The 10,319-nt window shown below is 64.6% G+C and carries 11 protein-coding genes; 8 read left to right on the forward strand and 3 right to left on the reverse strand.

What is annotated here, in order from left to right; genetic code table 11:
- Nucleotides 1-11 precede the first annotated feature (11 nt).
- The 3 genes from hisH (at nucleotide 12) to AC0MRV_RS04600 (ending at nucleotide 2,928) form a co-directional block, all read left to right on the forward strand.
- Entirely contained in the window at nucleotides 12-647 is a 636-nt protein-coding gene (gene hisH / locus AC0MRV_RS04590; protein WP_472763253.1) for an imidazole glycerol phosphate synthase subunit HisH, read from the forward strand.
- 124 nt (nucleotides 648-771) lie between these two features.
- Nucleotides 772-2,055 (forward strand): citrate synthase, encoded by a 1,284-nt coding sequence (locus tag AC0MRV_RS04595; RefSeq protein WP_472763254.1) that lies wholly within the window; start codon nucleotides 772-774, stop codon nucleotides 2,053-2,055.
- A 78-nt stretch (nucleotides 2,056-2,133) separates the two neighbouring features.
- Entirely contained in the window at nucleotides 2,134-2,928 is a 795-nt protein-coding gene (locus tag AC0MRV_RS04600) for a hypothetical protein (protein ID WP_472763255.1), read from the forward strand.
- 21 nt (nucleotides 2,929-2,949) lie between these two features.
- On the opposite strand, the gene AC0MRV_RS04605 is transcribed toward AC0MRV_RS04600, so the two are convergent.
- Nucleotides 2,950-3,426, reverse strand: coding sequence for a type II secretion system protein (locus AC0MRV_RS04605; protein ID WP_472763256.1), 477 nt, complete (start codon nucleotides 3,424-3,426; stop codon nucleotides 2,950-2,952).
- 76 nt (nucleotides 3,427-3,502) lie between these two features.
- Nucleotides 3,503-4,204: a VC0807 family protein gene (locus tag AC0MRV_RS04610; RefSeq protein ID WP_472763257.1), complete on the reverse strand. Its 702-nt coding sequence runs from the start codon at nucleotides 4,202-4,204 to the stop codon at nucleotides 3,503-3,505.
- Nucleotides 4,205-4,299: 95 nt separating this feature from the next.
- Between AC0MRV_RS04610 and AC0MRV_RS04615 the strand changes: the two genes are divergently transcribed.
- The 5 genes from AC0MRV_RS04615 (at nucleotide 4,300) to dprA (ending at nucleotide 8,705) form a co-directional block, all read left to right on the forward strand.
- On the forward strand, nucleotides 4,300-5,046 hold the full coding sequence (locus AC0MRV_RS04615) for a pyridoxine 5'-phosphate synthase (RefSeq protein WP_472763258.1): 747 nt from the start codon (nucleotides 4,300-4,302) through the stop codon (nucleotides 5,044-5,046).
- 83 nt (nucleotides 5,047-5,129) lie between these two features.
- The gene (gene acpS, locus AC0MRV_RS04620) at nucleotides 5,130-5,543 is read left to right on the forward strand and encodes a holo-ACP synthase (RefSeq protein WP_472763259.1); all 414 of its coding nucleotides are present in this window, start codon (nucleotides 5,130-5,132) and stop codon (nucleotides 5,541-5,543) included.
- The gene (locus AC0MRV_RS04625) at nucleotides 5,540-6,106 is read left to right on the forward strand and encodes a hypothetical protein (protein ID WP_472763260.1); all 567 of its coding nucleotides are present in this window, start codon (nucleotides 5,540-5,542) and stop codon (nucleotides 6,104-6,106) included. Before acpS ends, AC0MRV_RS04625 begins: the two co-directional genes overlap by 4 nt.
- Nucleotides 6,107-6,108: 2 nt before the next feature.
- Nucleotides 6,109-7,593: an NAD(P)H-hydrate dehydratase gene (locus AC0MRV_RS04630; protein WP_472763261.1), complete on the forward strand. Its 1,485-nt coding sequence runs from the start codon at nucleotides 6,109-6,111 to the stop codon at nucleotides 7,591-7,593.
- Nucleotides 7,590-8,705 carry a DNA-processing protein DprA gene (gene dprA, locus AC0MRV_RS04635; protein ID WP_472763262.1) on the forward strand — a complete coding sequence of 372 codons (1,116 nt, stop codon included), beginning with the start codon at nucleotides 7,590-7,592 and terminating at the stop codon, nucleotides 8,703-8,705. The genes AC0MRV_RS04630 and dprA overlap by 4 nt, the downstream gene beginning before the upstream one ends.
- On the opposite strand, the gene AC0MRV_RS04640 is transcribed toward dprA, so the two are convergent.
- Complete coding sequence (locus tag AC0MRV_RS04640; RefSeq protein ID WP_472763263.1) at nucleotides 8,698-10,296, reverse strand: hypothetical protein; 1,599 nt, start codon at nucleotides 10,294-10,296, stop codon at nucleotides 8,698-8,700. The genes dprA and AC0MRV_RS04640 overlap by 8 nt on opposite strands.
- Nucleotides 10,297-10,319: the final 23 nt, after the last annotated feature.

Here is a 10,319-nt window from a genome sequence, read left to right on the forward strand (position 1 = left end):
GGAATCCGACCATGATCGCTGTCGTCGACAACGGTATCTGCAACCTGCGCAGTGTCACCAAGGCCCTCGAGGCGGTGGGCGCTGCGCCACAGGTGATCCGCACCCCGGCCGAACTCGCTGCCGCCAACGCCACGGGCCTGGTCCTGCCGGGCGTCGGTGCTTTGCGGGACTGCGTAGCCTCCCTGCGCGCGACCGGTTTGGCCGATGCCGTGCGGGAGTGGATCGCGGCCGACCGTCCGTTCCTCGGTGTGTGCCTGGGCATGCAGGCACTCTTTGAACGTTCGGAGGAAGGCGGCATCGAGGGCCTCGGGGTCTTCCCGGGCGAAGTGAAGCGCTTCCGTCTGCCGCCGGAGTTCAAGGTGCCGCACATGGGTTGGAACACCGTGCGGTTCACGCAGCCCGAGTCCCCGCTGCGAGTCGATTTGGCCGAGGAAGGTGAATCGTTCTACTTCGTGCACAGCTTCCACTGCGTGCCGGCGGATTCGAGCCTGGTGCTCGCGCAGGCGGACTATGCCGGCCCGTTCACGGCGGCGATTGCCCGCGGCAACTGTTTTGCCACCCAGTTTCACCCGGAAAAGAGCCAGGCGAAGGGGCTGCAGATTTACCGCAACTTTGCGACGGTGGCGGGCGCGTTCGCGGTTTCCTGAGCGCGTCGGGTGATTCGCTGAGCTTAATTCTCGCAACGGGCTGCCTAATGTTGCCCGAATGACGCAACTTTGGTTCGGTCTTTGCTTTGCAAGGAGGCGGAAGATGCTTTTCGTTTTCCGCCTTATGGAGAAGACCGCGACCCTCAAGATTGACGACCAGGAGCTCGAACTGCCCGTAATCGTGGGCTCGGAGGGTGAGAAGGCGGTCGACGTGCGCAAATTGCGCGCCACGACCGGCTACATCACCTACGATGAAGGCTTCGGCAACACCGGCTCGTGCCAGAGCGAAATCACTTACATCGACGGCGAAAAGGGCATCCTGCGCTACCGCGGTTACCCGATCGAGCAGCTCTCCGAGCACTGCAAGTTCGTCGACGTCGCCTACCTCGTCATCTACGGCGAACTGCCCACGCCGGAGCAACGCGCCCGTTTCTCCGCCGCGTTGACCGAGCAGGCACCGCTGCGCGCCGGGATGGAGCGCTTCATTCAGAATTTCCCGCGCGATGCCCACCCGATGGCGGTGCTTTCATCGTCGCTCAACGCGCTGGGCGCCTACTACCCGCACATCGCTTCCAACAACCACAAGCGGGACCTCGAGCATTTCGACGAAGCCGCGGCTATCGCTCTCTCCAAAGTCCGCACCATTGCCGCCCACACATACCGGGTGAACAACGGTCTGCCGCTGAATTACCCGCGCAAGGATCTCGGTTACGCTGAGAACTTCCTGCACCTCATGTTCACGGTGCCCTACGACGAGTATGTCGCCACCCCTGAAGTCGCCCACGCCATCAACCTCTTCCTGCTCCTCCATGCCGAGCACGAGCAAAACTGCTCCACTTCGACCGTGCGCATGGTTGCTTCCGCCGGCGCCAACCTCTTCGCCTCGGCCGCTGCCGGTGTGAACGCGCTCTGGGGCCCCCTCCACGGCGGCGCCAATCAGGCCGTGTTGGAGATGCTCAATGCCATCCACGCCGCGGGCGACGACGGCTCCAAGTTCATCGAAGATGCCAAGAACGGCAAAACCCGCCTCATGGGCTTCGGTCACCGCGTCTACAAGAACTACGACCCGCGCGCCAAGATCATCAAAGGCAGCTTCGACAAGGCGCTCGAGAGCCTCGGTATCACCGATGACCCGCTGCTCGACATTGCCCGTCACCTCGAACAGGCGGCCTTGAACGACGACTACTTCATCTCGCGCAAGCTCTACCCGAACGTCGATTTCTACTCCGGCCTCATCATGAACGCGCTCAAGATCCCGGTGGAAATGTTCACCGTGATGTTCGCCATCGGTCGCATGCCGGGCTGGATCGCGCAATGGCACGAGGTCGCGTCCAATCCGAAGTCGAAGATCAATCGCCCGCGCCAGATCTACGTGGGTCCGGTGCCGCGCGACGTGCCGGCGAGCTGAGCTGGGACCTCCACTCCGATTGCCATTCTCTCACCGCCGCGGTTTGCCCGCGGCGGTTTTTTGTGCGATCTCATCGCGATGGCCGGACAACTCCAACAGGACGACACCCAGATCGGTTGGCGCGAAGACGGTAATTGGGTTTGGCGCGTGGCCTTCGATGCCGCGTCGGTTGCGGCGCCGACTTTGACCCACCTGCGCATCCCGGGTGGTGCGCCTTTGTTGCGGGAGCCGGGCGCACGATTTGGTTGGCCGCGGATCAACGATGCCGTGCCGCAGGTGGAGTGGACGGCGCCGCGGGTGGAGGTGCTGCCCGACGGCGGCGCGGTCGTGCGCCAGCGCATTGACTATGTGCACCCGACTGGGCGGCGCGACCTGGCCGAGTATCGCGACCTCGTTTTTTCCGCGGTGGGTCGCAACGGCAAATACACGGTCGACTGGACCGGTCATTTCACGGCCGGAGAGGTGGGAGCCTGGTTGGCAGACGGGCCCGACCTTCGGGCCGGGTTGCACCTGCCGTTGGCCGGTGGGAACGAGCCGCTGGACCTCGTCGAGGTTCCGCTCGTTGGTCGGTATGATGAAACCGAGCCCTCGGCCGGGTTGGTGTTGGCCGGGGGTTTTGGCACGGAGCTTTATCCGTCGGCCCGGCATCCGGGATCGATTGGGCTGGTCGCGGATCCGCGCAGCACTTTGGGGCCGCACGCGTGGCAAGTGGATCGCGATCGTCGCGAAGTCGTGGCGGCCTTGCTGGGTGACCAGCCGGTGCAACTGGAACCGGGCGAAGTGTGGGAAGTCAGCTATCGCTTGGTGGTGCGCCCCAAACAATGGGATGTGGCCGACCTGCGCTTGGAGCTGTTCCGCTGGCTGGGCCGATAGCGCAGCTCCGCAATGCAAACCTCACATCTGCAGGATGTAGGAGTAGCGTCCGGTGTTGCCGCGAAACAGGCCGGTGGTCAGGTCGCCGTCGTCGAACTCGGCGTCGAAGCGGGTGAGTTCCTCCGTTGAGATCGTTGCATCGGCGACCGATACGGCCGCGTGGATCCCGAAGGCGTTATAATCCCAATCGTAGCTGCCGCCAATCGGGGTGGTGGCGGTAAAGGCGTCGCGGTCGAGCGTGCTGTTGCCATTCAGCATCTCAGGCGGGAGCACGCCGATGCCCACGTCCGGGGGGAAGCCTCCGTTCTCCAGCGCATACGTGTCAAAAGCGGCGGCAAAGGCCCGGATGTCGTTGGCGAGCGTGGTGTGGCGCGACTTTTCGCGCACCCGGGAAAATGCCGGAATAGCCATCGCGGCCAGCAGGCCGATGATGACGACGACAATCATGATTTCGACGAGGGTGAACGCGCGGCGGGACGAGAAGGAACGTCGGAGCATGAGAAAGTTGATTCAAATTACATGCGGTCGTGAAAGCAGAATGGTGCCGCACACTTACTCTTTTTTTTGGTGCGCATCACTTTTGGTGCTCGGCGTGCAGCATCTCCTCGAACTTGAGGTCGGTCAGGCGGGTGATGCCGGTGACGAGACGCCACAGCGCGAACATCGTGATGACCATGGTGGGCACCACGATCACGGGCCAACTCAGCGCGTTCATCTTACCCAGCTCGGCGTTGAACTCCGGGGTGCCGGTTGGGCTTTGCAGCAACCACCGCGCGAGCACGAAGTTGAGGATGGAGCTAAGGATGAAGGACAGGACCAGCAGATAGGTGGACGACTTGAGTAGGGCGTCGAACTCGGCTTGGCGGTCGCGCTCCGCCAGCGCGGTTTCAATTTTGCCCACATCGAGCACCTGATCGTTGAACATGAATTGGCGCACCAAGGGACGCGACGTGAACATCGAGGCCCACACCGCGAGACCGATGAGCCCTGGCACCGTGGCCTCTTTCACCGCAAACCAGAAGCGGTCGGCTTCAGTCAGGCCGAGTCCACCGGTGAGGAGCACGCTGGCGAAGCCCAGGATGGAGATGAAGTTGGCCTGCTTGCGCTGGACGAAATCCCAGATGCCGTAGCCGAGCGGGAAAGCGAGGGCGATGACGAGACCCCAGACTGGCCCCAGCCGATCCGGTGTGCTGGCTTTGGCGAGCAACAGCGACGGCACGGCGATGTTGAAGAGAAGGTTGACGAGGAGGTTCTCGCGTTTGGCGGGCGGCGGCATGGGGAAGCATCAAGGCGCTTTACTCCGCCTCAGGAAAGCCGGAAGGGGTGCAATCTTGCGGGGAGCGTCCGTTATCACCTCACTGCTTGTCCGCCATGATTCTCCTCGGTCTCAACATCGATCACTGCGCCACCGTGCGGCAGGCCCGTTATCGGGCGGTGCCGGCCGGGGCGGAACCTGCCGTCGAACCCGATCCCGTCGCCCTGGCCGTCCAGGCCGAGCGATCCGGCGCCGACGGCATCACGGTGCATTTGCGCGAAGACCGTCGGCACATCATCGATGCCGATGTCTGGCGGCTCCGGGAGGCGATCGCCACGCGGCTCAATCTTGAGATGGCCTGCACCGCGGAGATGACCGAAATCGCGCGCAAGCTGAAGCCCGACTCGGTTTGCCTGGTGCCGGAGAACCGGGCCGAAATCACCACCGAGGGGGGGCTCGATGTGGTCGGTCAACGCGACCGCGTGAAGGCGATCATTGATGCCATGGGCGAAATCGGTGTGACGGTGAGCCTATTCATCGATCCCGACGAACCGCAGATCGCGCTCGCGGCCGAACTCGGTGCGCCCTGCATCGAGTTGCACACCGGTTCTTGGGCGAACGCTTACTACGTGGAGGATCGGCGCACCGCCGAATGGACGCGCCTGGTGCGCGGCGCCGAGCAGGCGCACGCGCTGGGCCTGACGGTCAACGCCGGCCACGGCATCAACTACGTCAACGTCGCCGAGATGCGCAGGCTGCCGCACCTGCACGAGTGCAACATCGGCCACAGTATCATCAGCCGCGCGCTTTTTACCGGTATCGATGAAGCCGTGCGGGAGATGCGCACGCGACTGAACACCTGAACGGGCGGCGATCGGCGCCGTGCCGGAAAACCCGGAAAATCGGTTTTTCTTCCGCCGGTTCTGTGTATTCCGTGGGCAGTCCCATGATCGACCTTCCCCCAGGTGGCATTCTCCTCGGCCTCGGCTGCGACCTCATCGAAGTCGACCGAATCCGCGGCGTGTTGGAGCGGCAGGGTGAGCGTTTCCTCAGCCGCGTGTTTACCGACGAAGAGCGAGCGTATTGCGATGGGATGAAGCATCCGCACAAGCACTACGCTGCCCGTTTCGCGGCCAAGGAGGCCGTGAGCAAGTGCTTCACCACCGGCATCGGCGCGGAGCTCGGGTGGAAGTCCGTCTCCGTCTATCATGGCGCGCGCCACGAACCGCTGGTGCGTTTGGACGCGCAGGGGCAGGCGTTGTTGCAACAGGTGGGGGGTTCCCATGTGTTGGTGTCCCTGTCCCACACTGAAACCGCCGCGATGGCGGTGGCGGCTATTTTGAAACCCCCTTCGCCATGAGTCTCGAAAACGATTCCGACAACCCCACCAAACCGTCGCAGACCCCTTCGTGGGTGCTGTTGGGTTTTGTCTTCGGGGTGCTCACGATGTGGTTTTTCGAAAGTGGCCAGGAGGAGTCGGAGCCGACAGAGTCGGTGATCGCCGAAGTCCCGGTGGAACGGCCGCGCCCGCCACCCGAGCCGCCGGCCGATAATCCGCTCAGCCAGGGCGGCAAGCCGAGCATTGAGATCGTGCAGGACCTGTTCGCCGGGCTCCGGGAATGGGCGTTCTGGACCGATGACCGCACCGAGATCGCGGTGTGGAACAGTGCGACGCTGAGCTTCAGCGATCACTTCGAAATCATCCGTCTGCCGGACGCCGATTACTTCCGCGCCATCCCGGCGTTCTCGCGTTTGCCGATCCCGGGTTATGGGCCGGAAAACAGCCCCATCCTCTTCACCGAAACGGCGGAACAACGCGCCAAGCGTTACATCCAAGCCAATCCCGACAAGGCGCCGCCGCCCCCGGCCAAGCCAAGTCCGGTGGAGTTCAACACCGTGCCCCGTCCGCCCGGCGGAGAGTAGGGATGACCTACCTCGCCGGCACGCACCCGATCTTGGATTGCGCCGCGTCGGCGGCGTTTGAACGGGAGCTGTTCGCCGGGGACGAGACCCGCGAATGGCCGGCCATGCAGGCGGCTGGCCGCGCCGTCGCGGAGGCATTGCGCGAGGATTTGCAGGTCGCCGGAAGGTCGGTGAGGGGAGGGCGACTCTTGCTGCTGGTGGGCAAAGGACACAACGGCGGCGACGCCATGTTGGCCGCGGCGGAACTGTTGGTCTCCCCCCACTCCCGTTGGCAGGTCGAAGTTGGATTTGTTTTCGGTCAGGCCCCATTGCGTCCGCTGGCGCAAGCGGCGTGGCGGAGACTGCAGGAAGCCGGCGGTCAGGGGCGGGTGCGGCCGGTGCGCCGCGAACAAATTGATGGAGCGTATGCTGCCGTGCTCGATGGCGTGTTTGGTTTTCAGTTCCGCCCGCCCTTGCCCGGGCCTGCCTTGGCCTGGATCGATGCCGCGTCGCAAGTGGACGTGGCGGTGAGGGCGGCGGTCGATCTGCCGAGCGGGCTGGACGACTCGGGAGCATTTCGCGCCGACGTGACCTACGCGACGGGCATCCTCAAGACACCGCTGCTCGACTGCGTCAATGCGGGACGACTGCGCTATCTGGACCTCGGATTTTTCCATGATCCTTCGCCGGGGGAGCGACGGGTGCTGACCCACGAAGTTCTGGCGCCTCTGCGCCGGCTCCGTCCCGCCCGCTCGGACAAACGGCATTTTGGCCATGTGGTGATCGTCGGCGGGTCCCGATCCTACCCGGGCGCGGTGGCAATGAGTGTGGCGGCGGCACTGCACAGCGGCGCGGGATTGGTCTCCGCTTGTGTGCCGGAATCGATCGCCCCGGCGATGGCGGCGCGGTGGCCCGAGGCCATGTGGATGGGGTGCCCGGAAACGCCCGATGGTGGCATCGCGATGGAAAGTGGACTCGCGATTCGCGACAAACTCCGCCGCGCTCAAGCGATGGTCATCGGGCCGGGATTGGGTCGAGAACCCGAGACGCAGACGCTGGTGGCCGAACTCATTCGCGGGGCGGAAGTGCCGCTGGTGCTGGATGCCGATGCCTTGCAGCCGGAACTCGTGGCGCTCGGCTCGGCGCCTCGAATCCTCACGCCACACGCCGGCGAATGGGCGCGCATCGAGTCGGCGGTCGACACTGCCCGGTCGACGTTCGTGTTGAAGGGCCCCATCACGCGCCTTCGACACGACGGCGTGGATTATCACGGCATCGACGGTGGGCCGGTGCTCGCGCGCGGTGGCAGTGGCGACATCCTGGCGGGACTGACTGGCGGACTGCTGGCGGGCGACCCGGACGATCGCGTGGTGGCAGCGGCGCGAGCGGTGGTTTGGCAGGGGCTGGCGGCGCGATCGCTGGCGCGGGAACGAGGCGAGGTGGCTGTGTGCACCACTGAGATCATTGCGCACCTGAATCGTGTTCTGCGCGAGGAGATCGGATCGTGAGCCTTTCAAAAGATCAGGCCTTTTTGGTGCTCAACGCGCTGCCCAATATCGGGCCGGTGAACTTGCGACGTCTCTTGGAGGCTTTTGGCGAAGACCCCTGCGCCGTGCTCGCCGCCAGCGCCATATCGCTCGAACAGGTGAAGGGCGTCGGCGCCAAAACCAGCGCGACCATCACTGGCTGGGAGCAGCATTTTGACCTGGCCCGGGAGGAGGCCCGCATCGCCAAGGCGAAGGCGAAGTTTGTGACCTGCGTGGACGCGCATTATCCGGCGGCGCTGCGCGAGATCTATGATCCGCCGATCGGATTGTATCAGCGTGGAGATTACACGTTTGAGCGGCCGGGCTTTGCGATCGTGGGCAGCCGCAAGACGACGCTCTATGGTCAGAAGGTGGCGCGCACCTTGGCGGCCGAGCTCACGCGGGCCGGGTTCACCATCGTCAGCGGGCTCGCCCGGGGCATCGATACCCATGCGCACGAAGGGGCGCTGGAGGCGGGTGGCCCGACCGTTGGCGTGCTCGGCACCGGCATGGACATTATCTACCCGCCGGAGAATCTCGACCTCTACCGGAAGACGGCGGCAAATGGCGCGGTGGTGAGCGAGTTTCCGTTTGGGCGCCGGGCCGACCGACAGTCCTTTGCCATGCGCAACCGCATTGTCGCCGGTATGTCGCAGGGCGTGCTGGTGATCGAATCCGATGTCGCCGGCGGTTCGATGATCACAGCGCGCTTCGCCGGAGAGCAGGGGCGGCAACTTTTTGCGGTGCCGGGACGCATCGACCAGCCGACGAGCGCGGGTTGCCACCAACTCATTCGCGATGGCGCGACGTTGGTCACGTGCGTGGATGATATCCTCGCCGAGTTCAGTTTTCTGGATGGGCTCAAACCGCAGCCCATCCCCGGGCAGGGAGAGTTGCCGGTGGATGATGGCCCGCCGATGTCACCGACGGAGGAAAGGGTCATGGCCTGCTTCGCCGGCGGCGCGCAGTTGAGTCCGGATGAGTTGACCGGTCTCACCAGCCTGGGCATCAGCGAGGTGAGCACGGCGCTGATGATGCTGGAACTCCAGCGCCGTCTCGCGAAGCGCACCGACGGTCGTTACGAGCTCACTTGATCCGGTAGAGGTCGAAGTAAACTTCGTTCACCGGGCCCACGCGAGTGATGTGCTCGAAACCGGGATCCTGCTCGAGCTCCGCGCGAATGAGCGGCAGCAGCCGGTGCGAATACAAACCGACCCAGAGTCGAAAAGCGGTGTCGGCCGTGGGGAGCAGGACGAAATCGTTTTCCCGCGCGAGGCGCTGCAGGGTCGTGCGAACGGCCTGGCGCGCGGCTTCACTGGAAACGTCGTCGGCCGCGTCGCTGGAGAGACCAAAGTCCTGCGGGTAAAAAGGCATCGAGCCGGCGCTCAAGGCCAGGCCTTCCGCCCGTGCGACGGGCATCATGGCCGCCACACTGGCGGGCAGGTCATGGAAACCGGTGACCCGCGCGTCGCTGTCGAGGTCCGCGATCGTCGTCACCACGTGGACAATTTCGGCGCGCGCGCCCGGGCGTTCCTGAGCCAGGGCGCGGTGCAGGCGGAATGGCAGCAACGCGATGACCAGCGCGAGGGCCCCGCCTGCCATCCGGATGTGCGCCTTCGCGTTGGGTTTCGAGGACGGGAATGCGGCGAACAGCAGCGCGGGGATGAACAGGCTCGTTTGTTGCACGAAGACGTTCCCGGTGGTGCGGAATGCGACCAAGGTGAGCAGGGGCAGGGCGCCGAGAGCCAGCACCGTCGCAAAGACTTGGATACGAGGGCGGGGCTGGAGGCGAACACTGAAAACCATGCCGAGCAGCAGCACCGCGCCGGCCGCCCAGCCGAAGGAGGTGGCGAAGGCGGATAGATTGAAACGGGCGGACTCGGCGAAAGCGGCGTTGGCGACATCCGGTCCAAAATCGAGGTAGTAGTGTTGCAGGGCTGACAGGTGTCGCAGCACCCAGGGGGTGGTGAGCACCAGCACGGGGGCGGCGGCGGCAAGACCCTGCAGGCCCCATTGTTTCGCGCGCTGGCGATGTCGTGCGAACGCTACGACCGCGAGGAGCAGACCGACCAGCGCGAGGGTTGGGACCAGCAGCGGGCGATGCAGGGCGGCGAGGGCGGCGATGAGTCCGGTGATGGCGGCGGTGCCGACGGTGGGGCGCTCCAACCAGCGCAGGCCCTGGGTTGCGATGAGCAGGTAGAACGCGCCGGTCACCAGATCCAGGCGTTGGTCCCCAATACCATCGCGCAACAGGCCAAAAGGAACGGTGGCCAGCCACGTGGCGAGGGCCCAGCAGGCGGGCGCGGGACTTTGGCACAGGCGCCGCACGGTTGAGAACAGTGACCAACCAGCCAGAAGATGAATCGCGAAGAGGTAAACGAACATGCCCTCCCGGGGCTCCGGCAGGACCGGGCCGGCGATCGCCGCGAAAAGTTTGTGCAGGATGACGTTGTTACCGTTTTCGGTCCAAGCCCGGGTGAACGCGCTTGAGATCCCTTCCGCTTGGGCGATGGAGGCGATGTTTCGATAACCTTCCTGGTAAGTGAGGCTGTCGTAGAACGGGATCACCCGATCGTAGAACGCGGTCCCGAAAAACCACCAGATGCTGGCAATAAGGACCAGTGCCAGCAGGATGCCGGTCGAGGTCTGGCGAGAGGTGGAGTTGTCGTCAGCCGGGGAAGACATAGGGGGCGACACCGTCGCTCAGC

It is taken from the genome of Actomonas spartinae (assembly GCF_051209155.1).
In the GTDB taxonomy this organism is placed as follows: Bacteria; Verrucomicrobiota; Verrucomicrobiia; order Opitutales; family Opitutaceae; genus Actomonas.

Excerpts from the sequence above, each read along its gene's own strand:
- hisH (WP_472763253.1), top strand. The coding sequence starts at position 12 with ATGATCGCTGTCGTCGACAACGGTATCTGCAACCTGCGCAGTGTCACC.
- AC0MRV_RS04595 (WP_472763254.1), top strand. The coding sequence starts at position 772 with ATGGAGAAGACCGCGACCCTCAAGATTGACGACCAGGAGCTCGAACTG.
- AC0MRV_RS04600 (WP_472763255.1), top strand. The coding sequence starts at position 2,134 with ATGGCCGGACAACTCCAACAGGACGACACCCAGATCGGTTGGCGCGAA.
- AC0MRV_RS04605 (WP_472763256.1), bottom strand. The coding sequence starts at position 3,426 with ATGCTCCGACGTTCCTTCTCGTCCCGCCGCGCGTTCACCCTCGTCGAA.
- AC0MRV_RS04610 (WP_472763257.1), bottom strand. The coding sequence starts at position 4,204 with ATGCCGCCGCCCGCCAAACGCGAGAACCTCCTCGTCAACCTTCTCTTC.
- AC0MRV_RS04615 (WP_472763258.1), top strand. The coding sequence starts at position 4,300 with ATGATTCTCCTCGGTCTCAACATCGATCACTGCGCCACCGTGCGGCAG.
- acpS (WP_472763259.1), top strand. The coding sequence starts at position 5,130 with ATGATCGACCTTCCCCCAGGTGGCATTCTCCTCGGCCTCGGCTGCGAC.
- AC0MRV_RS04625 (WP_472763260.1), top strand. The coding sequence starts at position 5,540 with ATGAGTCTCGAAAACGATTCCGACAACCCCACCAAACCGTCGCAGACC.
- AC0MRV_RS04630 (WP_472763261.1), top strand. The coding sequence starts at position 6,109 with ATGACCTACCTCGCCGGCACGCACCCGATCTTGGATTGCGCCGCGTCG.
- AC0MRV_RS04640 (WP_472763263.1), bottom strand. The coding sequence starts at position 10,296 with ATGTCTTCCCCGGCTGACGACAACTCCACCTCTCGCCAGACCTCGACC.